Origin of the sequence: Myroides fluvii, from assembly GCF_009792295.1 — a bacterium.
GTDB lineage: Bacteria > Bacteroidota > Bacteroidia > Flavobacteriales > Flavobacteriaceae > Flavobacterium > Flavobacterium fluvii_A.
Genome location: NZ_CP039934.1, coordinates 3125588 through 3149815, shown reverse-complemented (window position 1 = coordinate 3149815; position 24228 = coordinate 3125588). Strand labels below are relative to the sequence as shown.

The following is a 24228-nucleotide window of genomic DNA, read 5'->3' as shown; positions in this document are numbered from 1 at the left end:
TTCCAACCTCAATTGAAAGCACTTTAAAGTTAAGAAAAGTTTATGATTTTAACAAAATAAAAAACAATATTTATTAGAAACTTTTCTTCTGAAAATAATACGTGTACACCCAAGTCAACGTAAATGTGGGTATGATGTCTAAACCAGGGGATATTTCTTCGATAAAATTAACTAAAGCTCCAACTTTACCGACTTTACCTGGATACATTTTCGCCAAAATAAAAGCGGATATAGGCGCCCAGATGACATCGCTAAATTCACCTAATCCCGGTAGTAAATAACTGAGCATTCCAATCAAATCGAGAAAGAGACCCATGATTAGCTTTCTCGTTTTTAATGAGTTAGGTTGCTTAGATTGATTTTGCATGTGTGTATTATTTCAGTTTAGAAGCGTACTGCATTTTGAATTTATCTACTTTGGGTTTCACTACCATCTGGCAATATGGATTTTCTGTTCCTTTTCGTTCAAAGTAATTTTTGTGATAATCTTCTGCTACATAGAACGTTGTTGCAGGACTAAGTTGAGTAACAATCGGTTGGTCAAATACTTTTTCATCAGTAAGAATCCCAATATATTCTAAAGCGGTTTGTTTTTGCTCCTCATCAAAATAAAAAATTTCACTTCTGTATTGTGTTCCTCTATCCTCCCCTTGTCGATTTAAGGTAGTAGGGTTGTGTGTGGCAAAGAAAATTTCCAAGAGTTGGGTATAACGTATCTCTCTTTCGTCATATACTATTTCAATTGCTTCTGCATGCCCAGTTTCTCCAGTACAAACTTCTTCATACGTAGGATTCGCTTGTTTACCCCCAATATACCCTGGCACAGCTTCAATTACTCCTTTTAAATGCTTAAAAACGGCTTCTGTACACCAAAAACACCCTCCTGCTACTATTGCTTTTTTCATTTACTATTTCTTTACTACTTGTTTTAAACAAGGTCTAAGTTATTAATAATCATCGGAAGTCCATACTCCTTTGAAATATTTTTCCTGTTTTAATTTTTAATTGAAATAAAACATTGTTATTTTGTATTCGATCAAATAAATTATTATGATACGAGCAACGAATATTAGAAAATCATATGGCCAGTTAGAAGTTTTAAAGGGAGTTGATATTCACATCAAAGAAAAAGAGATTATTTCTATTGTGGGTGCATCTGGAGCTGGAAAAACAACTTTACTTCAAATTTTAGGTACATTAGATAAACCTACTATTCAGCCTACGAGTTCGCTTATAATCAACAACACAGATGTTTTACAGTTGAATGACAAAGCAATCTCTACCTTTAGAAATCTAAATTTGGGATTTATCTTTCAATTTCACCAGCTCCTTCCCGAGTTTACTGCCTTAGAAAATGTTTGTATTCCCGCATTTATAGCTGGTAAAGACAAAAGAGAAACAGAACAAGATGCTAAGAAATTATTGGATTATTTAGGTGTTTCTCATCGTTCACAACATTTTCCCTCAGAGCTCTCGGGTGGAGAACAACAACGCGTTGCTGTTGCACGAGCTTTAATCAATAAACCCAAGGTTATCTTTGCCGATGAACCTTCGGGAAACTTAGACACTAAAACAGCGGAAAACCTGCATAATCTCTTCTTTCAATTGAGAGAAGAATTCGGACAAACCTTTGTTATTGTTACACATAATGAGGAATTGGCAGATATGGCGGATCGAAAACTTATCATGACGGATGGATTCATTACCAACGACTAAAAGTATAAAAAAAATAGAGCAACTCATTTATCAACGAGTTGCTCTATTTTTTTTTACTTAAAAAGCGTTTACTTCTTTTTCAAGGTCAATTTCACCCCATTACTAGGAACCATACTGTCTAAGTATAAGGTTCCCACTATTTCTCGGTCATTGTAACTAGCTACTTTAAAGTAATAAACAATAGCGGTTCTTCTTCCCGTTAGAATCAACGTACTTGAATTGTGTAAATCGTAATAACGCAAATCATCTACAAGGTACAATATAGGATTGTATTTGCCCATATTTTTAGCCTCTGCTTCCATCTTGTCTGATTTAAACTTCATCTTAATGGAGTAATCCATCTCTCCATCTTCATAGCCTCTCCATTCTCCATAAAACATAGCTAAGTTGATCGTTACATTTCCGTTATCATCATCGTCATCATCGCCATTGCCATTACCTGGATCTTCCTCTATTACACGTTCTAATTGCCCGGTTTTTCCCGTTTTGAATCCATCTTTAACAATTACTTCAACGTCGAGTAAATTAGCAGTAAATTTAGCAATATTGATAACGCCGTAATCTTCGTCTTTAGTATCTCCTTCCACTAGCGTCATTTGCACGCGGTTTCCTTTTACGCTATAGGTTCCTCTTTTTACTTCGCCTGCCTGTGTATACGTGAAACTCATGTCTTTGTTGAACTCAAAAATAGCCGCTAGTGTTGATGGAATAAACTTCCATTTTCCCGTTACGACCGCATCGACATCGTCTTTTTCAATAAAGCGAATTTCTACCGTATTACTTGTTTTAAAGCCTGCTTTTTGGGCATATACTTTAAAACTAGCAGCCGTTTTTGAAGAAAAACTAGCAGTATTCAACGCTTGTTCATTGACAAATAGTTTAGCATCCGTTACGACATTGCCTTTTTCATCGACAACTTTAAAGCTAACTTCTTCATTGACAAAGGAATCCTTCGTACTTGCTGTTAACTTAAGTGTGGGTAATTTTGAAGTTGGTGTTGTTTCAGGATCCACAACATTATCATCTCCTTTACTACAACTCGTTACTACCATAAACAGTAACATAAGGACATTTACAAGTCCAGCTTTTTTTAAACTCATAGTGTGTGTGTTTAGAATATTTATAATTGTGAGCGCCTGTACCGCTCGATTGATACAACATTACAAAAGCCTTTGCTCGATTGGCTTTGTCTAATTCTTTGTAAGATTTATTGTTTTTTATACACCTTATAGCTCGTGTACACCTTACCTCCTAAGGAGGTTTCTTTTTCTAAGTAAAAGGTTTTTTTATCCGCACTAAAAGAAATGGAGTATTCCTTGTTTTCTGTCGAATTAGTACCCTTTAATTGATATAAATCCCCACTAATTTTCGTCCAGGTTCCAATCACTACGCCATTTGATTTACAATTGACTGTATTGTCAATTTCTGTATAGTAATCGTCATCACTACCAAATAAATCAAAGCTTGCTGCTTTGTATTTTATTCGTTCTTGGCTGTATGTTTCATGCGAATACTGCTCTTTTCCGAATACATAAACTTCTTTGAGATCGCAGATTCCCAAAGAGACTAAACGATCATTTTCTATCATTTCTCTTAGTCTCCAAATTCCGATAAGATCTTCTTTAGGTTCTCGTGGGGCATCGTCATTTTTGTTACATCCCAATAAGACGAAGAGTATTGTTATTACAGCTAAACTTCCTGCTCTTTTCATGTTTTCTAAATTTATTGTACAAACTTTAATCCAAAGCTTACGATATTCGCACTCAAGCCATCATTTCTATCGTAATAATTATACCTGATTTCAAAGCTCTTTAAAGAAAAACCACCGAGGGTTGATTGACTAAAGGGATTGTTATAGACTAAACCTCCCCCGTACTGATGGCTGTCAAAAGCAGACAAATCATAATCTGAGGTATAGTATTTTTGCTTGGAAGTATGCTGTCCAAAAGGAGCAAAATACTTCGTTTCACTTTGGGTATAAAAGCGATACATCGGAAATACAGTAACGCGTTCGGATAGTTTTACGGGAAATTCAACACTCAACGTATGTGATCTCAATTCCCAATCATCCGTATAAAAACGGTAGTAACTTCGTATCGTAAGCCAGTTGTTTACATAGTAATTTAGGCGCATTCCGATAGGCAATTTAAAACGCGTATTTGGCAATCGCTCAATATCATCTGCTAATCGATATACTTCGCTATTTTGAGGCGAATCATACAGAGGTATATAATTGGGCGTCCCAATATAATAGCCCATTTTATCTGCAAAATAAATGCGGTGATACGGCGTTGAAAGCAGTCCTTTTTGATAGAGTAAATCAGCAAAAACAGCCAATTGCATTTTCTCTGTCACAATCTGTGCAGCAGAAAAGGAAACAGCATACGAATTGCGTTTATAATCATCCAAAGCTACGAATCGATCGGGCAGGTATTTGGTCGATACATTTCCTTGTTGATCGTAAATTTCAACATTGGCAAAGTATCCTGCATGCTGAAAATTAGTACCATACGTATGGAATTCATCTAGTTCAGTAGGATAAAAAGGCTTCCAGGTATCAAAATAAGCATTGGCTTTTACACCAATCTCTGTATTCTTTTCATTGAATAATTTAGAAACTCCTACTCCCACTCCAATAGATTCGTAGTCAAACTCTCTAGCAACATTGGCGTTTACAGTAAGAATAGTATTGCGATCGTCCGAACTATGGCTGTAACTTGCACCTAAATTGTACAAAACATCTTTGCGAGAAGGACCTGTGGAAGCATACCAAGGACTTCCATACTGCATGGTTTTCGTACTTTCAACCGAAGTTGCTCCTGTTGAAGCCCCTGTGGCATTCACTTGGGTAAATTGCCTACTCATAAAAGGGTTGATATTACTTGACGAGGCTGAAGTATAAGCCGAGAAACCAATATCAAAAGACAAGACTCCGTCAAAACTAACAGGAATAGCCAACAGCATATTTCCAGCGTAATTATCTAATTCTTCAGTTCCAATTCCACCATTTACAGCGGAATGTCTTCCTTTTTGATCATAATAACTACCCAAAAAATCCAACTCTACGGTTTCTAATACTTTCTTTTTATATAGTGAGGTTTGATTTGTTGTGCTTTCTTGAGCTGATAAGAGTCCTGACACACAGGTTAGGGACATCAAGGTAATGAGCCGTTTTTTCATTTTTATCTATTTAATTACATCCACAACCTCCACCTGTTTTTCCTCCGTTAGCGCCTGACGCTCCCTCTCGGTAAACTTGAAAATTGGTTTCATAACGTTCACATACATGTGCATTTAATGCCATATCAGGATCATTGATGTATTGTTTCTCATATTCCTTGACTGTCTGGCAGGATACGAGAAGCAAAACAAAACATCCGGTACAAAATAGTTTTCTCATGGTTTAAATCTTATTGGTTTTAATATTGTTCGAGGTGAATACATTTCCCGCATGATCGACGATAACACAGCGAACGGCGGGAATTTGATTGACAAAGTGTAGCCCAGTTTGAATCCCCATAACAGCAATAGAGGTTGATATGCCATTCGCCATTTCTGCCTTTGGAGCAAAAACAGTCACACTTGCTATTTCGGTTGTAGGTATACCTGTACGCGGATCAATAATATGGGAATACTTTTTATTGTTTATAAGAGCATACTTTTCATACGTACCCGAAGTGACTACAGCTCCATCTTGAATGGGAATCGTGGCAAAAACTTTTTCTTTGTTCAGTGGATTGACAATCCCCACCGTCCACGGTTTTCCGTCAGGCTGTACGCCCCAAACAGCCATATCGCCAGAAGCATTAACGATTCCGGCTTCGACTCCTTGAGCAAGGAGCAAAGCTTTAGCACAATCTGCAGCATACGCTTTTCCAATCGACCCAAAACCAATCTTCATCTTTTTTTGTCTTAAAAACAGCGTTTGTTTTTCGCAATCCAATTGAACCTGTTGATATCCTACATAGCGAATAGCTTCTTTTAATTTTGCGGGAGAAGGAACTCGACTCATTGTACCGTCATAAATCCAAATTTGATTTAGACCTGCTAGGGTAATATCAAACGCACCATCCGTTAGTTTTGAAAAGTTTAACGCCCTAGTTGTAAGTTGCAAAAGTTCATCCGGAACGCTAACAGGTTGTAGTCCAGCATTGGCATTAACAATAGAAACAGGGGTAGTTGGTATCCACTCCGAAAGTAGGTACTCTATGCGTTTCATTTCCGCAATAGCACCTTCCATCAACCGATCGGCAACACTGACCTCGTCAGCAACTAGGGTGAGATCAAAATGACATCCCATCAGGAAAAAAGAGCGCGTAAAAATTGAAGACATAGTAAGGGGAATAAGGAAATACAGCGGGTAAAAAACGTGTTTTACTGAATAAAAGCGCGTAGTTTTTTGATATAATCCGAAGGCGTATCTTTCGAATATCCCAATTTACCTAGTACTTTGCCTTTGGAATTCAAAATAACAACAAGAGGAAAATACCCTTCAGGATTGTATTGGTCGGCTAATTGTCCGTTCTCTTTCTTCACCGTTTCAGCGAGTTTAGATTTCTTCAAAAAATCCGCCTTATACAACACCCATTTTGCCTTTTCTCTTTCGAACACTTCCGTTTGAAAGATTTCTTTATCTAGCTTAATGCAAGGGGCGCACCAATCTGATCCAGCAAAAACTAAAAGTATATTTTTATCTTCATTTGATGCCTTTTTCATTGCATCATTAAATGTTTGACCCATACTTAACTGAGTCATTGCAAACGCACAGAGTACATAAAAAATTTTCATACTACACTTGGGATTATAAATGCTATCCAATCTATATTTCCTAAGTTATTTTACGCCTATATCTTCAACTTGATTGGGTATTAAAAAATCGAATTTCACAGCCATAACCTAACATAAAAAAAAGAACCGATTGTTTTTTTAATTGTTAACAATATCCCAACAACAAGTAAAGGATATATTAATTTCGAGGGCAAATATATATTTATTTAGACCAATTAAAAACAAATAAGTGTCTTTTTTTAGCTAAAACCAGACAAATCACCTTTTTTGAAGATTATCCCTCCCCCTTCATTAACTTTTACTTCCATTTTTTAGCAAAAATCACCAATCAATAGCCCAATAAAACTTAATTATTTTTACACATAATAAAATTATTTCTTAATAAACAATACTTATCAACACCTTTTAACCTTTAAAATAAAGATATACTCAACATAAGGTTTTTAACTAAACGCCTACAAAGTTAAAAAAATCTTATATTTTATTTTTAATAAATCTAAATAAATATATATTTGCAACAAAATTCACTGGATTTATTCACCTCATAATCATTTTATGAAAACAAAATTATTGGTTTGTTTTGCCCTCCCGTGCTTGATGTTGCACGCCCAAGACAAAGACGCAATTCCACTACAACAACTCAAAGAAGAACTCAAAAAGGAAATTATCCAAGAGCTCAAAGAGGACAAGAAAAAATTGATTCCCCTTAGCAATTTTACCTTAAGTGGGTATGGTGCTGTCAATTATTACAACTACGGCCGTTATGATACAGATCCAAACATTAAGAACAAATTTGACGCTGAGCGATTGAATTTATATTTGGGCTATCGCTTTAACGATTGGATTAGCTTAAAAACCGAAATTGAATTCGAACACGGAGGTACAGGTTCAACCATAGAACTAGATACACAGGAAGAATTTGGTGAATATGAGAAAGAAATTGAATCAGGAGGAGAAGTTAAATTAGAGCAAATTCACCTTGATTTTAAAATCAGTCCCTATTTCAATGTGCGTGTGGGGCGCATGAAACTGCATATGAATTTAGCTCAAAACCTCGATCGTCCAACGCAGTATTTTACCACGTACAAGCAAGAAATGGAAAATGAAATACTCCCTTTGGGATGGTATGAAAACGGAATTCAGTTTTATGGTAGTTTTCTCAAAAATCGCTTGAGCTATGAATTCTCTATCACCAACGGGTTGGATGCTACGGGATTTAGTTCGAGAAACTGGATAAAAAGAGGACATCAAACGAGATTTGAAATGGCTGTCGGCAATAGCTTAGCCTACACTGCTCGATTGGATTATAAGTTTGGAACAAACCGAAATACGTTTGCAGGAGTTTCTGCTTATATCAATGATGCGGCTGCCAATAGACCTAAAAGAGACATGGACGTATCGGCTTACGTTACTATTTTAGAAGCTCATGTCAGCTATGATGAACAATACTTAAAATTTAGCTCGGTATTCTTATATGGCAATGTTGAAAACTCTAATATTGTCAGCCGAAAAAATGCCAACCTCTCCAATAATCTAGGGGTAAAACGCACCCCAGTTGGGAAAAATATGATTGGTTTTTCTGGAGATGTAGGATATGAAGTCTTACACTTCTTCAACACAACAACATCCCAAAAACTCTATCCTTTTGTGCGTTACGAATACTACGATACCATGCATGAAACTGAAGGAGCTGTTGTGCGCAAACCGCGTTGGGAACGAAGTGTATGGACTAGTGGTATCAACTGGTTTGTACATCCTCAAATTGTTGTAAAAGCGCATTATTCAACCCGACGTTTAGGCTCCGATCACTACGACCCTGTAACATCTTTAAATACAGGAAATAAACAAAAAGAGAACACCTTCTCTGCAGGAATAGGATTTACATTTTAATCATAAAAATAAATAGTATAAAATAATGAGAAACAAATTTTTAGCTTTAGGATTGGTTGCTACGTCATTCATGATGGTGAATTGTAGCAATAATGACGACTCTTCAACAGACACGAAGAAGGATGATTTCTACGCAACCGTAATTTCAGACTTAACCTCCAGTGTGGTGACAGAAACCTATCGCGATTTAAATGACAAGGCCAATGCATTGAAAAAGGCAATCCATAATTTTGTCTCTAATTCAACAGATGCCAACTTAGAATTAGCGAAACAAGCGTGGATTGAAACGAGAAAACCTTGGGAACAATCCGAAGGATTTTTGTATGGACCTGTAGATACGGAAGGAATTGACCCTGCAATGGATACATGGCCAGTAGACGTAGAAGCGATGAATAATATCTTGAAAAGTAACCAAGCGATTACTGCTTCTTTAATCAGTTCAAATAACGAGGCTCGTGGATTTCACTTGATTGAGTTCCTATTATGGGGGGAAACAGGCACGAAAAAAGCAGCTGATATTACGGCTAGACAAAAAGAATATTTAAAAGCGGCTACAGAGGATTTACAACAAAACACACAATTGCTGTATGATCAATGGAAAGTAGACGGAGGAAATTATGCGGCAGTATTTAATACAGCAGGATTAAATTCTACAAAATACCCCTCAAAAGCAGCTGCTTTAGAAGAAATTGTAGACGGATTAATTACCATTGCGGACGAAGTAGGAACAGGTAAAATCGAAGATCCTTTAAACTCAGAAGGTAGTACACCTTATCCTGAAAAAGAGGAATCTCGTTTTAGCAATAACTCAAAACGCGACTTTGCAGATAATATGAGAAGTATTGAAAACATTTACTTAGGTCAATACAACAAATCCGTAAAAGGATTGTCTGAAATTGTAGCCAAAGAAAATAAGGCTCTAGATACGGAAATCAAAACGGCTATTACAGCGTCTATCCAAGCGATTGAGAGCATTCCTGGTACTTTTACCGAGGCTATTCACAGCCACAGACCTGAAGTAATTAAAGCGCAGAATATTGTCAATGACTTATCTACTTTATTAGAATCTAAGTTAAAACCGTTTATCAATAGTCTCTAAGACTTTTAAATCGTTCATCCTATAAAAGAATACACAAGGATTTGTGTATTCTTTTTTATTCAATCTACTCGATTTTTTATCCTAATGAAATACTTTTCCTTTTTTACCTTCTTTCTTTTCTCTCCATTCCTTCTTTCTTGTTCTAGTGATGATTCCGCAGATTACAAAGAGCTTCCTTCTCTACTTGAACGTCAATTAGCGGGAGGAGAAACGACCGTATTTATTAATACAAGCAATGCGTATGGTACACCGGCGCCTAATTTATCTGCTGCTGATTTAGCCTTACATCTAACAGGAGATCTAATTTTTGAATCGGTTTATGTTACCCCGCCGAATAAGGTCAACGGTGGTTTAGGCCCCATCTTCAATAATTCCTCTTGTATTTCTTGCCATCCCAAAGATGGTAGAGCGCCCTTCCCAGCGAATATCAATGCGAGAAGCGGTTTTTTCATGCGGGTGAGTTTACCAGGAATCGCAGAAAACGGTGGTCCCGTTCCCGTACCTGGTTTTGGATTGCAAGTACAAAATCAAGCGGTATTTGGTGTAGAACCTGAGGCTCAATTTCAAGTTACGTATTCCACGATCGTAGAAGAATTTGCAGATGGAACAAAAATAACACTGCGCAAACCCCATTACAGCTTAGTCGAATCGTATATTTCCGTTCCTGCTAACATACTCTTATCTCCACGAATCGGTTCTCCAGTCTTTGGTTTAGGGTTATTGGAAGCGATTCCCGAGGCAGATATTCTAGCGGATATCGATGCCACTGACGCCAATCGAGACGGAATTTACGGAAAAGCCAATTACGTGTACGATGTGATATCCAAACAAACGAAATTAGGTCGCTTTGGATGGAAAGCCAATACAGCTTCTCTACTAGAGCAATGTGCCGCAGCTTTCAATAATGATATGGGAATCACCAACTATGTTTTTCCTTATGAAACAGGTTATGGGCAAAGCAATGGAGATGATGGTTTAAACGCTGGACTTGAAATACCCAACGCCACTGTGGATGCAGTGACCTTTTATACGCAAACCTTAGCTGTGCCTGCCTCGCGTTTTCACGAAAATCAACAGGTGCGAAATGGTGCGCGTATTTTTGAAGAAATCGATTGTGCAAAATGTCATAAACCCAAACAAAAAACAGGACCAAGTCCGATAAAAGCACTTGCTCATCAGACATTCTATCCCTACACCGATATGCTACTCCACGACATGGGCGAAGGTTTAGCAGACGGTCGTCCTGATTTTATGGCCAACGGCCGAGAATGGAAAACACGACCACTTTGGGGCATTGGCTTTCAATACTTAGTCAACGGACATACCCAATTTTTACACGATGGACGCGCAGCGAACCTAACCGAGGCAATCTTATGGCACGGTGGTGAAGCAGAGCGTTCCAAAGATAAATTCAAACAACTATCAAAAAAGGAAAGAGATGATCTTTTGGCCTTTTTGAATTCGTTATAAAACTATTTACCTCCATTTTTCTATTTTACCTTACTACTACAATCCTCTTTGCTTGTCCTACTCTATTAACTACTCTCAGGACAACAAAGGGGATTTTTTACAAAACCGTACTTCCTTTAGCTGATGATTGTTGTGTATATTGAAGCTATGGCGATGTTACCTGCCCTCCTATTCAGCAAAGCAAATCCTGTTGTTCCTAAGTTTAATTTCATAGCTTTGTGTGATGAATCAAATCGAACTCAAAGAATTTCTAGACGAGAAAGTACTGTTGTACAATAATCCCTCTTTTATTGTGGATGATCCCGTGCAAATCCCCCATTTGTATACACAAAAAGAAGATATCGAAATTGCCGGTTTTTTAAGTGCTACCATCGCTTGGGGCAATCGCAAGATGATTATCAAAAATGCGCATAAGATGATGGAATTAATGGGTAATTCCCCTTATGATTTTGTGATGAATCACAACGAAGATCATCTAGATGCTTTGGAGGGATTTGTTCACCGTACCTTTAACAGTACAGACTTCGCTACTTTTATTCAGGCTTTACAGCATATCTATCGTCATCATGGTGGTTTAGAAGGGGTTTTTAGTGATGCTTCCCTTCCGTTACAGGAACGAATTTCAAGATTTAAAACGGTATTTTTTGAGATTCAACATCAAACCCGCACACAAAAGCACATTTCTGATCCAGTAAAAGGGTCGGCCGCGAAACGCATTAATATGTACTTGAGATGGATGGTGCGCAACGACAACGCAGGAGTTGATTTTGGGTTGTGGAAAGGAATTTCTCCAAGTGAGTTATCCTGCCCCTTGGATGTACATTCAGGAAATATGGCGCGTAAATTAGGCATACTAAAACGCACCCAAAACGACGCCAAAGCCTTGCTAGAACTAGATACCGCTTTGCGCAAATTAGATCCTATAGATCCGGTGAAGTATGATTTTGCCTTGTTTGGTTTGGGGGCAATTGAGAAGTTTTAGATGCTATTTTGTGCTTTGTGAGGTTTGTTAGTCGTGAAGAATAAAACAAAGAGCAAACCTCACAAAGAGCAAACCTCACTCGCTCACTAATACACAATCACCTGATAGTCCAACGGAATTTTTCCAAAGTATATGGCTTTGACAATTCCATCCGAAACTCCTATTTTAGGTACGTAAATTTGTTTGGCTCCACTGGATTTCATAGCAAAACTATAAATGCGCAACGCGGGAATGATTACATCTGCACGGTCTGGATTTAATCCCAGAATGGCGATACGCTCATCATATGTCATTTCGGACAACTTAGTCAGCTGTTGATTTAAATAACTATATGACAAGGGTTTATCCTGACTTTTTCCCGACATTTTAAAGGCTTTATTGATATTTCCTCCTGAACCAATCACAATCAAATCATGGAGATCTTTCGTTTCTTCTTTGACCCAACTTTGGATGTCGTTCCACACGCTTTTAGACACCATATCGTTTAACAAACGTACTGTCCCATTGCGAAAAGACTTAGAAGCAATCGGTTCACCTTCTTTGAAAATAGTAAATTCAGAACTCCCCCCACCCACATCGACAAACATCACGTTTTTCGTTTGGTTGATGAAGTTCTTCAAATCAGTAGACGCAATAATCATCGCCTCTTTTTCGCCATCGATAATATTAATTTTAATCTTCGATGCAGCTAAAACAGCCTCAGCCACTTCTTTTCCATTATCCGCTTCGCGCATGGCACTCGTGGCACAAGCCATAAAGCGCTCTACTTTATTCACGCGCATCAACAGATAAAAGGCTTGCATGGCTTCGATCATGCGTTGCTTCGATTCACTGCTAATTTCCCCTTGGGTAAATACATCCTGCCCCAAGCGAATGGGAACGCGAATTAGTGAACTCTTATTGAAAACCGGATCTTTGCCTTTGGTTTCCACAATATTCATAATCAACAAACGCATGGCATTGGAACCAATATCAATTGCTGCGTATTTCTTTATCTTCAACATGGATTATCCTTTTAGTTTGTTTAGGTAATAACGATACATTTCCTTCTGAGACTGGAAATCGGCCTCCCCATGTCTCTCCCTATATTTATTGGATAAATCACCCGATTGAATACGGGTCTTGATGTTGCCTTTCCATCCGATTTCGAAAGTTTCGATCAATTCTTGTTTGATGCGATCATCGTAAATCGGACAAGTCACTTCTACGCGTTCATCCAAATTACGCGTCATAAAATCCGCAGAAGAGAGGTACACCTCGGGGTTGTTGTTATTGCCAAAGATATAAATGCGCGAATGCTCCAAGAAACGATCCACCACACTAATTACTTCAATGTTTTCACTCATTCCAGGAATACCAGGTACCAAACAACAGATACCTCGAATATTTAACTGCACCTTTACCCCCACATTACTCGCTTCATACAAGCGATCCACCATTCTCAAATCCGATAAACTATTCATCTTTAATCGAATCGAAGCAGGTAATCCATTTTTGGCATTGCGAATCTCTCGATCAATTAATTTATAAAAGCCCGATCGCGTATAATGGGGCGACACCAATAAGTGTTTGTACTTGTGTACACGGTAGTTTACTTGTAAAAATTCAAAGACCTTAGATACATCTTTCAAAATTTGATTATGTGCAGTCAATAAAGTAACATCGGTGTATATCTTAGCTGAGCTCTCATTAAAGTTTCCCGTTGAAACAAAGCCGTATCGCTTGATTTTTTTGTTCTCTAATCGCTCAATCACGCAGATTTTACTGTGTACTTTAAGTCCTTTTACCCCAAAGATCAATTGCACTCCTTCCGATTGCATCAATTCAGAATAGTAGATATTACTCGCCTCATCAAAGCGCGCTTGTAATTCAATTTGCGCAATTACCTTTTTGCCATTTTTCACTGCATTGATTAACGAACTAATAATCTGAGAGTTCTTCGCCAAGCGATAAAGAGTGATTTTAATCGACAACACTTGTGGATCCAAGGCCGCCTCGCGTAACAGTCGAACGAGATACGAAAAGGATTGATAAGGGGTATAAATTAAATAATCTTTCTTTTGCAATTGCTGAATAATACTGTCTTCCATATCCAAATCGCGTACCGCTGCAGCGATCTGTTTCGGATAGGTTAAATCCGATCTTCCCATGGTTGGAAAACTCATATAATCTCGTCGGTTGTGGTATCGACCTCCAGGGATAATACTGTCGTTCATTTCAATTTCCACATTCTCAAGCAAATAGTCCAATAAATCTTGATCCATTTCTTGATCGTAGACGAAACGCACGATTTCCCCTTCCTTTCGATCTCTTACTCCACTGGAGATTTTCTCGACAAAAGATTTGTGTAAATCGGTATCTACTCCCAATTCTGCATCACGGGTAATCTTAATCATAAAAGCCTTTTCTGCTTTATAATCAAAGATGCTAAAAATAGAAGATAAATTATCTCGAATTATATCGTCAATTAGGATGATGTATTTCTTATCATCATCAGAAGGTAATTCTACAAAGCGATTGACTATATTGGGAATTTCAATAATGGCATAACGCGTTCCCTTTTCGCGTTTATTGGCTTTACTTCTCTTACTTCTCAACGCTTCATCTACCTCTAGCTTAACAGCCAAATAGCCATGGGTATCTCTCAACAAGGGAAAAGGGGCTAAATCACTCAAAATAACCGTTACGAGGTCATGAGATAGCGTATGTAGAAAATAATCTTTGACAAAGGCTTTTTGTGTCTCACTGATGGTATTTTCATTGAGTATGAATATTTTCTCCGCTTCTAATTGCTTTTCAATTTCCGCTAAAATGCGTAAACTCTCACTTTGTAAGACAATTACGCGATTGGTAATTTGCGTCAACAAATCTTTGACTACTACTCCACTTCCCAAGCGGCGGTTGCTCTCACCTGTTAAAACCATACGGCGAATTGTAGCATAACGCACCCGGAAAAACTCATCTAAATTATTGGAAAAGATTCCGATAAAACGCAAGCGTTCCAATAATGGAACGGTTATATCTCCTGCTTCTTGTAAAACTCTTTCGTTAAAAGCCAACCAGCTTTTCTCACGATCAACATAATAATATTTAGGTGGTACAGTAGTTGTATTCATTTCTTATTTTAAATCTCTAGGAAAAACTTTACTTATTACAGTTCCGTTTTTAATTTCTTTCCAATCATCTTGAGGGAAGTCCATTACGACCACACCCGATGTCGGCACATTATCAATCGAAACCATACCAAATTTATTAACAAAATCCGTGATAGCATCATTATGTCCAAAAATAATCAGCGCATTGTGCGTATTTTCACATTTTTTTATCGTTCGCGCCAATTTCTTGACGTCGAAAGTATAAATATCTTCTTTTTCAATGACATAAGTTGGATTGATATCTAAATTTTGACAAAAAAGAGCTGCTGTTTGTTTTGCTCGTTGAGCGGTACTCGTCCAAACAATAAAACGATCAGGTAAAAGCGAACCTATTGCTTGAGAAACTAAAAGCGCATCTTGCACACCACGATCTTTTGAGATGGGTCTATTTTTATCCTCTGTAATAGCATCCCAACATGACTTTGCGTGTCGAATTAAAATAAGCGTTTTCATAACTAATTGTTTTTTTCACTATATTAATTTATAAAATAGTGGTTATTTTTTTTTATTTTTCCATACTTCTTATTAAATCTAAGAAAAAAAATTATAAAAAAATATATTTTAAGCTATAAAATAAAAACTTTACTTTTGAAGTAATATAATTTAAGCTATTACAATGAAAAAATTCTCTATTGAATTCAAATGGGCTGCTTTGGCAACCTTGGCGGCATTAATTTGGATGTTTATAGGAAAATCAATGGGATTCCACACGGAAAAAGTGCGTTTTGAAGTGTTACATGAAATGCTTTTTAGTTTTTTACTATTTGTTTTTTATTGGTTGGGAATTCGTCAAAAAAAGAAAGATTACTTTGACCATGTTATGCAATGGCAACAGGCCTTCATGACTGGGCTAGTGATGTGTATCATGATTACGTTGTTCTTCCCTATTGTTCAATTCATTACCTTCAATCAAGTGAGTCCTCATTTTATGCAGACCTTGGAACAAGCGTTGATTCACGATGCGAAAATGACCGTAGAGGAAGCTCAGAAGAATGCTTCTTTTGACTTATTTTTAAGAAATGGAGTGATGAATAATCTCTCCTTTGGTATTATCTTTACTACTATTATTTCTTACTTTTTAAAGACTAAGAATTACGATCAAATAAAAGCCGCTAAACAAAAACCAGAAATGGTAAAAGTGAAAAAACAAAAAGGCAAAACAAAACGAAAATAACGCTAATAAAAACAACACTATGGATATCAGAAATATACCTCAAATAAAAAATACAGAAGCTGATAATTTCTTTTTATTAGCTGGACCATGTGCCATTGAAAGTGAAGAAATGGCGATGCGCATTGCAGAGCACATCATCAAAGTGACGGACAAATTGCAAATCCCTTATGTATTTAAAGGGTCTTTCAAAAAAGCAAACCGCTCTAGAATTGATAGTTTCACGGGAATTGGAGATGAAAAAGCATTAAAAATACTAGCGAAAGTTGGAAAAGAATTCGGTGTACCTACTGTTACAGATATACACGAATCTTCTGATGCTGCTTTAGCCGCGGAATATGTAGATATTTTACAGATTCCCGCATTCTTAGTTCGCCAAACCGATTTAGTCGTTGCTGCAGCAAATACTGGAAAAGTGGTAAACTTGAAAAAAGGACAATTTATGAGTCCAGAAAGCATGAAACACGCCGTCCAAAAAGTATTAGACTGCCACAATGAAAGCGTGATGGTGACGGACCGTGGAACCATGTTTGGTTATCAGGATATGATTGTTGATTACAGAGGAATTCCTACCATGAAGCAATTTGCTTCAACGGTATTGGATATTACTCACTCTTTACAACAGCCGAATCAATCAAGTGGGGTAACAGGCGGTCGTCCAGACTTAATTGAAACTGTGGCTAAGGCCGGAATTGCTGTGGGTGTAGATGGAATCTTCTTAGAAACGCACTTCAATCCAGCAGAAGCAAAAAGCGATGGTGCTAATATGTTGCACTTGGATCACTTCGAAAACTTAATGACAAAATTAGTTGCGATTAGACAAACGGTTCGCCAGTTCTAATGCTAATCATACCAAAGAGGGTGTCCCAAAAGGACACCCTCTTTTTTTGTTTATAGCTCCATCTCATTGGCTGTAGCGTAATCTACAATTCGTTGGTATTCCGCTTCATTTTGAAACTTAGGATGCTCTTTATAATAGTACAACAAGCGTTCTACAGCATAGAAGTAGCTCGAATGCTCGATGGCTTTTTCGTAATGCTCAACAGCCTTCTTTTCGCTTTGTTTTACACCATAACCATGATCGTACAAAATACCGTAATAAATGTGAATATACGATTGGTATTTGTTGCGCCTCAGGTATTTTAACACTTGATCAAATTCGCTTCTTTGGTAGTGAATCTCAATGAGATTTTGAGCATAACTGCCGTAGTATTTCTCTGACAATACATAATATGACAAGGCTTTATCGTAATCTTGTCCTACCTGCTGTCCATAAAAATACAAATCACCCAAATTTTGATTGGCCCACATACACCCCAATTCAACGGCTTTTTCATAAGCGTGAATCATCGCGTCAAAATCATACACATAACCGATTGCATTTTGATATAAATAACCGATGCTATTCCACGCATCAGCGTATTCTTGCTCCGCGGCATCTTCTAAATAGGCTATCCCCTTCGCTATAGCTGTCCAAGCATTTTCATCGGTATAAATCACCCCTAATTCATACTGCATACGCGCATCTTTTCGCGTAGCCCCAATTGTAAAATACCTGATTGCCTCATGCCATGCTTCATCGTCTCTTGCAGCAATACCTCGTCGATATAAAGTATCTAAATCAAAGTATTCTTCATATTTATCTCCCATTCGCTTTACCCAATCCTCGTAAAAGGAAGAGAAGAAAGCCAAGTCCTTTCCGCGGAGATTATAGCGTTGCTCGTACAATTGTCCCATTTGCTCGTTGCATACTTCCACTCGATTTCCATCCTGCGATACGTAATACATCGTGGTTCCTTGAAATAAGCAGACACGCTGGGTGTGATAATCGATAGGTTCACACAGATAATCATAACGCTCACTTAGCATATGCACTTGATAATCGTAATAATACATCCCTGACTTTTGAGTCAATTGAAGCAACTCCTGGTTGAGATGTTCTATTTTGAGATTCTTCTGATTCGGCTCAATCAACCAAGCGTCACTTGCCGCGTGATAAAAACCACATCCTTCTGTTGTTTGAATTACATAGGCATCGTGCATATAATTGCACAAATAATTGGCGTGAATCTTGTCTATGACTGCAGTTATCAAACGATGAGCCTGTGTTTTACAATCAAATAACCTCCATTGTTTATTCACTTTGTAAGCAAAAGAAGTATATCCAGTAAATACCATGATTTGATCAATATCCGATAGAAGTATTTCCCCTTTCGAATTAATTACACTGCATTTTTTTTGATATTTATTGGGTTTAATCCAATAGTAATCCAAGGGTAATTCTTCCAATACATCCTCGGGATATTCTCCTAAGAATTGCCCTGATAGGGTATAGTATTTTCGCTTGGCTGTTCCCTCTTGTTTGGTGAAAAATTTGAGTGGATAAGCTAAGCTAAAAGGAAAAGCACTTGTTTCTATTATGATGGGTTTCCCTGTATAATCAACCAACTGATAATCGCCTTGTCGCTGCACGTTGTGATATTGCTCATACAATTGTTCTACTTCATCATATTCGGGTAAAATCCCCCATTCTTGGGTATCTAGGTTCAATAATCCCGCTTTTTTACCTACACAAACAACACCTACTTTGGTGTGATTGACCATATACGCATCAAAAGCCTCCTCATATTGTAGGGGCACTACGAGTTTGCCTTGCTCATTGATATAACCATATTTTCCTTCTTTTTCTACCACAGCAATATAAGCCTCACTAAAAGCATAAATTGCATCGTATAAAGCGGGAGCTACTATCTTTCCGTTTTTGTCCTTTAACCCTTGTTGATTGCCTTCATGAAAAACAACACTACGCGTTTGCTTTACTACAGCGGCCTCCCAATAGCCTAAACCATATTTAACCCAGTCTTGTTGGAGTGCCTCGAGAAAAGAAGTATATCCAGAGGATTGAATGACCTCATCTAAAACGCGTAAATCTTTTTGATCTAGGGCTTTTTGGTAAATCTCCCACTTTTGTTTGATTTCTTCTACCCATTGTTTGGCTTGTTCTTTGGGTTTTTCTTCGTTCATGGTATACACATCACTGGCATCAACATAAAACGTATCATAAGGAAGATCAAAAAGAAACTCAAACATCAAAGACACCGCATCCGAAAAGGATTTATTGTTTTGTAACTGATAGGTTTCGGTTAATAAATCATAGAAAAGACTCAAGCGATTCACACCTTCACCCTTGTCAAAATAAAGGGCTTTCCCTTTGGTTTTGGGATTGACGGACAACAAGGGGAACAACAAATCTGGAATGACGTAGTTCCACTCTCCTAGATAACCAGCGTGTGTTTGATGGGTTTCAGAGTCTATATTGTAAATGTAAATGCGATGTGCCATAGCTTTATTTTCAACCAAAAATAAAGCGAACAATCTTTTAAAAAAACAGTGAACATTTAAAAAACAAAAAAATCACTAGAATTAGGTAGATTCGCCCTACGCTATCTTCATCTATTTCAATTTAATCTCCTTGATTAAGGCATTCATTGGGATTACTTTTACTTCTTCTCCTTCTAATAAAAAGATATAATCCGCTGTTTTTCCAATTAAAATTCCCTCTAATCGGCTATTATCTGCATAAGTAACGCCTATCAAATCTTGTTTGATTATTGCTTTCTTATAGCGTTTTGCATATACATCCGCACCTAAAAACAAGTACAACACAAAAAGCAGTACTCCCATTCCAAATTTTTGTTTGCTGTACCACTTGGTCGGATCTAAGCTAAACATCCACTTGGCATAAGAAGAAGGGTGTGTTTTTTGCCAAAATAGATCCACTTGGTATATGATAACCGTTAATACAATAGTACCTATAGTAAATAGTAAAATCATAAAATCTCCAAAGGGTGCAATCAAGAAATCAAACAAACCCGCATAATCAAAAATATTAATATCGAAGAGAATGAATTTTTTGTAGTTAAATAACATCCCAATACCAACAGCCACTAGATAAGCAATAGCCAAAAGGGTTTGTACATCTTTGAACAAACGCTTGAGAATTGTATTTGCAAATTGATTCTCCATAAGTATGTAGTTGTTCTAAAAGGATTAATATTCATTACTTGTAAAGGCTAATGTAAATAAAAAACAACAAATTTTAACCTTGTGTTTAGAAGAAAATGAGCACAAAAAAACGAGCGAACACTATGTTGTGTACTCGCTCGTTTTAGTATTTGAAATTAACAACAACTTTACTTAGTTTGCTACTGCCTTTTCTACTTCGTCAATCATCATTTTGATTGATTTTAATCCTCCTCCTGATAAATACCAAGTTTCAGGATTTAAGAAAATAATTTTATCGTTTTTGTAGGCATTGGTTTGTTGTACTAAAGCATTAGCAAATTCCTCTTTGCTCAACGATGTTCTTTTAATTGCAGCTCCACGATCAATAACGAAAATATAATCTGGATTTAATTCTTTGATTAATTCATTCGAAATTACCTGACCATGTGTGGCTACTTCGATTTTTTCATCTGCTGGTTTTAATCCGAATACGTCGTGGATAATTCCAAAGCGAGAACCTTTTCCGTATGAACTTAAACGACCTTCATTAGCCAATACAATTAGTCCTTTTTTGTCTGAGTTTTCTGTAATAGCTTTAATCTTAGCAATACGCGCATCGATAGCTTTCAATTCTTGCTCTACTTGCTCTTCTTTACCGAACAATTTACCGATGATGCGTTGGTTGTTTTTGAATGAATTCATATAATCTTTAGCATCAACATCTAAATTGATTGTTGGAGCAATTTTTGTAAACTCATCATACATGGCTGCTGTACGCCCTGCAATAATAATTAATTCTGTATCCGCTGCATTTACTTTTTCTGCATTTGGCTCTTTAATTCCACCTACATTTTCGTATTCCGCCGCGCTGTATTGCTCTAAATAAGTGGGTAAATTTGAAGCTGGCACTCCTTTAACCGGAATTCCCAATTCGTCAAACGTATCTAAAATACCGTAGCTCAATACTACTGGATTTTTAGGGTTTACTTTTACTTCAGAAGTACCTGAAAGGTGATCAACAGTAAGTACTGCTGTTGTTTCAGCTGCTGAACTTTGTTCTTCCTTTTTTGTCTCTTTACAAGAAACAAATAAAAAAACGGATGCTGCCAAGCAGCTAATCATAAATTTACTCATAACGATGTTTTTATAAATTATTTAAAATAGACGCAAATTTTGTGGTCTCCATTATCGATAATTTTCATATCGATATCGAAGACATCTTTCATTTTTTCTTCTGTAATTACTTCGTTAGTTGGGCCGAAATACAGAATTTGATGATTTTTTACCGCAGCGATATAATCAGCATAAGCAGCTGCATAATTGATATCGTGTACCACAATAACGATGGTTTTATGGTACTTATCTGCTAACTCCCGCAAGGTTTTCATAATTTCGACAGAGTGCTTCATATCTAAATTATTCAATGGCTCGTCCAACAAGATATACTCGGTATCTTGTGCTAAAACCATGGCGAGAAAAGCCCGTTGGCGTTGTCCTCCACTCAACTCATCAATAAACTGATTTTCAATATCCTTCAATCCCATGAAAGCGATACTCTCTTCAATCTTTTGATGGTCTTCTTTTTTGAGTCTTCCCTTAGAATGCGGAAAACGACCAAAAGAGACCAACTCCTTAACGGTCAACCGAATGTTGGGGCTATTACTTTGCTTTAAAATTGCTAAACGCTTGGCAAAATCTTCATTCGTATAGCTCAAAACCTCCTTATTCAAAAGGTTTATCTCGCCCTTATCACGCGATACCAAACGGCTGATAATGGAAAGTAGTGTACTTTTTCCCGTACCATTACCGCCAATAAAACACGAGATCTTTCCTTTGGGGAAGCTTACACATACCTGATTTAAAATCAGTTTTTCGCCATATGATTTTGATACTTGATTAACTTGAATCATACTTTATTACTTTTTAACAGCAAATAGATAAAATACACTCCTCCTACGAAGTTGATAATAATACTTACTGTTGTGGTCAAATTAAATAAATGTTCTACGAGGTATTGCGCTCCAATTACAGTCACTGAAGTCAACAAACAACAAGTGAACACAACTAGGGCATGATTGTTTTTCTTAACTAATTCGTAAGTCAAATTGGCAACCAAGAGCCCCAAGAAGGTAATAGGCCCTACTAAGGCCGTTGATACGGCAACCATGATAGAGATAAATATCAGGTTGGCGCGTACCACTTTGTGGTAATTCACCCCTAAACTAATGGCGTGATCTCGTCCTAAACTAATCACATCCAATTGTTTGAAATAGCGGATTCCATATAGCATTGTTGCAACTAATATCCCTGCTGCAATTCCCAAAATTTTCAAATTAATACGCTCAAAAGAAGCAAACATGGCATTTTGAATAATGCTAAATTCATTGGGGTCAATGAGCAGCATAATAAAAGAAGCCCCACTCTTAAAAAGCGTTCCGATTAAGAGTCCTACTAACAATAATGTATATAGCCCTTTACTCTCTCTTTTGAACACGGCGAAATACATAAGAAGGGCAAAAACCATCATCAATACGACTGATAAGGCAAAATTCCATTCGGAACCTAATACCTTAAAGGTGCGATCTCCATACCACAAGACGATAAGTGACTGCAATAGCAAGAAAAAAGAATCAAATCCCATAATCGATGGGGTTAAAATTCGATTGGCAGTTATGGTTTGAAAGACCACAGAAGAATAACCAATGGCAAAAGACACCAATACCATGGTTAAAATCTTATATCCTCTTCTTGGCAACACGTAGTCTAACTTCGTTCCTGTAAACGTAAACATATAAGTAGCAACGCTGATTAATAGGGCAACGAGCAATAGGATGATTAATTTATTCTTAGGCATGTTTCGTCTTTTTTAAGATTAGATATAAAAACACAACTCCCCCAACAATACTTACCGTTAGTCCAATAGGAACTTCATAAGGAGCGATAATGATGCGACTAATCAAATCGCAAACCAATAAAAATATAGCCCCTACTAAAGCGGTGTAACTGATTGTTTTACGGAGGTTATCACCAAAAATCAAGCTGACAATATTAGGAACAATCAAGCCAAGAAAGGGAATTACACCTGCTGTCAATACAACTACAGTTGAAGTAATAGAAACGAAAACCAACCCTAAATACATGATTCGCTTGGGATTTAAACCCAAACTTATTGCCGCATCCTCCCCTAATCCTACAATAGTAAATTTATTAGCATAGAGATAGCAGAGAATCACAACCAAAACACCTAGATATAGAATTTCGTAATTTCCTTTTAAGATAGAAGAAAAATCGCCCATCATCCAGCCGTCCATATTTTGAACAAGATTGTAACGAAAAGCAAAAAAAGTAGCGATGGCACTTAATATATTTCCAAATACAATTCCAATTAGAGGAATAAAAATTACATTTTGTACTTTGATTTTACTAGCCAAACGCAAGAAAACAATACTGGCTAATAAGGCAATGGTAAAAGACAATAGCGTTTTAAAAACAATTCCCCCGTTGGGAAAGAGAATCATACTAAAGAGAATACCCATTTTACAGGCATCTAGCGTCCCCATTGTTGTTGGAGAGACAAATTTATTCAACGCGATCTGTTGAACAATTAAACCCGAAATACTCATTCCTACCCCCGCAATTAATACCGCAATGGTACGAGGCACCCGACTCACAAAGATCACGAGAAGCTCATCGTTTGTTAACCGGTGTAAATCAAAAACGGAAATATCTTTCACCCCCACAAAAATGGACAAAAAAGACAGCAGCACGAGGATAAGAACTAACACAATTCTCAACATATATTGGCTTATTTTTATTTAGAATAAAATTAAATAAGGACAAATATATAAAACTCGAGGGACTAGAAAAAAATATTTTCCTTTTCTATCCGTGAAAAACAGCACCTTAGATTTCCATATTTTCAATAGGTTTACAGATAAATCCGAAACTCCTA

General features: G+C 37.1%; 24 protein-coding genes. 7 read left to right on the top strand and 17 right to left on the bottom strand.

The features are described from left to right. Nucleotides 1–73 precede the first annotated feature (73 nt). Both FBR08_RS14070 and msrA read right to left on the bottom strand, forming a co-directional pair. The gene (locus tag FBR08_RS14070; RefSeq protein ID WP_158963299.1) at nucleotides 74–367 is read right to left on the bottom strand and encodes a hypothetical protein; all 294 of its coding nucleotides are present in this window, start codon (nucleotides 365–367) and stop codon (nucleotides 74–76) included. Between the two features lie 7 nt (nucleotides 368–374). Beyond that, the gene (msrA, locus tag FBR08_RS14065; RefSeq protein WP_158963298.1) at nucleotides 375–905 is read right to left on the bottom strand and encodes a peptide-methionine (S)-S-oxide reductase MsrA; all 531 of its coding nucleotides are present in this window, start codon (nucleotides 903–905) and stop codon (nucleotides 375–377) included. A gap of 145 nt (nucleotides 906–1050) precedes the next feature. Here msrA and FBR08_RS14060 point away from each other — a divergent pair, with 145 nt between their 5' ends. Continuing rightward, entirely contained in the window at nucleotides 1051–1716 is a 666-nt protein-coding gene (locus FBR08_RS14060) for an ABC transporter ATP-binding protein (RefSeq protein WP_158963297.1), read from the top strand. A 68-nt stretch (nucleotides 1717–1784) separates the two neighbouring features. On the opposite strand, the gene FBR08_RS14055 is transcribed toward FBR08_RS14060, so the two are convergent. The 6 genes from FBR08_RS14055 to FBR08_RS14030 all read right to left on the bottom strand — a co-directional run bounded on the left by FBR08_RS14055 (nucleotide 1785) and on the right by FBR08_RS14030 (nucleotide 6504). Beyond that, nucleotides 1785–2816 (bottom strand): hypothetical protein, encoded by a 1032-nt coding sequence (locus tag FBR08_RS14055; RefSeq protein ID WP_158963296.1) that lies wholly within the window; start codon nucleotides 2814–2816, stop codon nucleotides 1785–1787. A 107-nt stretch (nucleotides 2817–2923) separates the two neighbouring features. Continuing rightward, nucleotides 2924–3427 carry a hypothetical protein gene (locus FBR08_RS14050; protein WP_158963295.1) on the bottom strand — a complete coding sequence of 168 codons (504 nt, stop codon included), beginning with the start codon at nucleotides 3425–3427 and terminating at the stop codon, nucleotides 2924–2926. Between the two features lie 11 nt (nucleotides 3428–3438). After that, on the bottom strand, nucleotides 3439–4896 hold the full coding sequence (locus tag FBR08_RS14045; RefSeq protein WP_158963294.1) for a DUF3570 domain-containing protein: 1458 nt from the start codon (nucleotides 4894–4896) through the stop codon (nucleotides 3439–3441). 10 nt (nucleotides 4897–4906) lie between these two features. Then, nucleotides 4907–5116, bottom strand: a complete 210-nt coding sequence (locus FBR08_RS14040; protein WP_158963293.1) for a DUF4266 domain-containing protein — start codon at nucleotides 5114–5116, stop codon at nucleotides 4907–4909. Nucleotides 5117–5119: 3 nt separating this feature from the next. Then, nucleotides 5120–6049: an FAD:protein FMN transferase gene (locus tag FBR08_RS14035; protein WP_158963292.1), complete on the bottom strand. Its 930-nt coding sequence runs from the start codon at nucleotides 6047–6049 to the stop codon at nucleotides 5120–5122. A gap of 41 nt (nucleotides 6050–6090) precedes the next feature. Continuing rightward, nucleotides 6091–6504 carry a thioredoxin family protein gene (locus tag FBR08_RS14030; RefSeq protein WP_158963291.1) on the bottom strand — a complete coding sequence of 138 codons (414 nt, stop codon included), beginning with the start codon at nucleotides 6502–6504 and terminating at the stop codon, nucleotides 6091–6093. A 555-nt stretch (nucleotides 6505–7059) separates the two neighbouring features. On the opposite strand from FBR08_RS14030, the gene FBR08_RS14025 reads away from it, so the two are divergent. From FBR08_RS14025 to FBR08_RS14010, 4 genes are all read left to right on the top strand, one after another. After that, on the top strand, nucleotides 7060–8394 hold the full coding sequence (locus tag FBR08_RS14025) for an autotransporter outer membrane beta-barrel domain-containing protein (protein ID WP_158963290.1): 1335 nt from the start codon (nucleotides 7060–7062) through the stop codon (nucleotides 8392–8394). A 25-nt stretch (nucleotides 8395–8419) separates the two neighbouring features. Beyond that, nucleotides 8420–9493 (top strand): imelysin family protein, encoded by a 1074-nt coding sequence (locus FBR08_RS14020; protein WP_158963289.1) that lies wholly within the window; start codon nucleotides 8420–8422, stop codon nucleotides 9491–9493. Nucleotides 9494–9577: 84 nt separating this feature from the next. Then, nucleotides 9578–10963 (top strand): di-heme oxidoreductase family protein, encoded by a 1386-nt coding sequence (locus FBR08_RS14015; protein ID WP_158963288.1) that lies wholly within the window; start codon nucleotides 9578–9580, stop codon nucleotides 10961–10963. Between the two features lie 223 nt (nucleotides 10964–11186). Beyond that, a complete protein-coding gene (locus FBR08_RS14010) occupies nucleotides 11187–11945 on the top strand; it encodes a TIGR02757 family protein (protein WP_158963287.1) in 759 nt (252 codons plus the stop codon). An 86-nt stretch (nucleotides 11946–12031) separates the two neighbouring features. On the opposite strand, the gene FBR08_RS14005 is transcribed toward FBR08_RS14010, so the two are convergent. From FBR08_RS14005 to FBR08_RS13995, 3 genes are read right to left on the bottom strand one after another with little or no spacing between them, the layout of a single operon-like run. Beyond that, entirely contained in the window at nucleotides 12032–12949 is a 918-nt protein-coding gene (locus FBR08_RS14005) for a Ppx/GppA phosphatase family protein (RefSeq protein WP_158963286.1), read from the bottom strand. A 3-nt stretch (nucleotides 12950–12952) separates the two neighbouring features. After that, entirely contained in the window at nucleotides 12953–15061 is a 2109-nt protein-coding gene (gene ppk1 / locus FBR08_RS14000; protein WP_158963285.1) for a polyphosphate kinase 1, read from the bottom strand. A gap of 3 nt (nucleotides 15062–15064) precedes the next feature. Further along, the gene (locus FBR08_RS13995; RefSeq protein ID WP_158963284.1) at nucleotides 15065–15553 is read right to left on the bottom strand and encodes a SixA phosphatase family protein; all 489 of its coding nucleotides are present in this window, start codon (nucleotides 15551–15553) and stop codon (nucleotides 15065–15067) included. A 163-nt stretch (nucleotides 15554–15716) separates the two neighbouring features. Here FBR08_RS13995 and FBR08_RS13990 point away from each other — a divergent pair, with 163 nt between their 5' ends. Both FBR08_RS13990 and kdsA read left to right on the top strand, forming a co-directional pair. Further along, on the top strand, nucleotides 15717–16274 hold the full coding sequence (locus FBR08_RS13990) for a DUF4199 domain-containing protein (protein ID WP_158963283.1): 558 nt from the start codon (nucleotides 15717–15719) through the stop codon (nucleotides 16272–16274). 19 nt (nucleotides 16275–16293) lie between these two features. Then, the gene (kdsA, locus tag FBR08_RS13985) at nucleotides 16294–17112 is read left to right on the top strand and encodes a 3-deoxy-8-phosphooctulonate synthase (protein ID WP_158963282.1); all 819 of its coding nucleotides are present in this window, start codon (nucleotides 16294–16296) and stop codon (nucleotides 17110–17112) included. Nucleotides 17113–17162: 50 nt separating this feature from the next. Here kdsA and FBR08_RS13980 read toward each other — a convergent pair whose 3' ends face one another. From FBR08_RS13980 to FBR08_RS13955, 6 genes are all read right to left on the bottom strand, one after another. After that, the gene (locus FBR08_RS13980; RefSeq protein WP_158963281.1) at nucleotides 17163–19613 is read right to left on the bottom strand and encodes an SEL1-like repeat protein; all 2451 of its coding nucleotides are present in this window, start codon (nucleotides 19611–19613) and stop codon (nucleotides 17163–17165) included. Nucleotides 19614–19724: 111 nt separating this feature from the next. After that, on the bottom strand, nucleotides 19725–20297 hold the full coding sequence (locus tag FBR08_RS13975; RefSeq protein ID WP_158963280.1) for a hypothetical protein: 573 nt from the start codon (nucleotides 20295–20297) through the stop codon (nucleotides 19725–19727). Between the two features lie 171 nt (nucleotides 20298–20468). After that, entirely contained in the window at nucleotides 20469–21410 is a 942-nt protein-coding gene (locus FBR08_RS13970; protein ID WP_158963279.1) for a siderophore ABC transporter substrate-binding protein, read from the bottom strand. Nucleotides 21411–21427: 17 nt separating this feature from the next. Continuing rightward, the gene (locus FBR08_RS13965) at nucleotides 21428–22186 is read right to left on the bottom strand and encodes an iron ABC transporter ATP-binding protein (RefSeq protein WP_158963278.1); all 759 of its coding nucleotides are present in this window, start codon (nucleotides 22184–22186) and stop codon (nucleotides 21428–21430) included. Further along, nucleotides 22183–23130 (bottom strand): iron chelate uptake ABC transporter family permease subunit, encoded by a 948-nt coding sequence (locus FBR08_RS13960; RefSeq protein WP_158963277.1) that lies wholly within the window; start codon nucleotides 23128–23130, stop codon nucleotides 22183–22185. Before FBR08_RS13960 ends, FBR08_RS13965 begins: the two co-directional genes overlap by 4 nt. Beyond that, nucleotides 23123–24073, bottom strand: a complete 951-nt coding sequence (locus tag FBR08_RS13955; protein WP_158963276.1) for an ABC transporter permease — start codon at nucleotides 24071–24073, stop codon at nucleotides 23123–23125. The genes FBR08_RS13960 and FBR08_RS13955 overlap by 8 nt, the downstream gene beginning before the upstream one ends. Nucleotides 24074–24228: the final 155 nt, after the last annotated feature.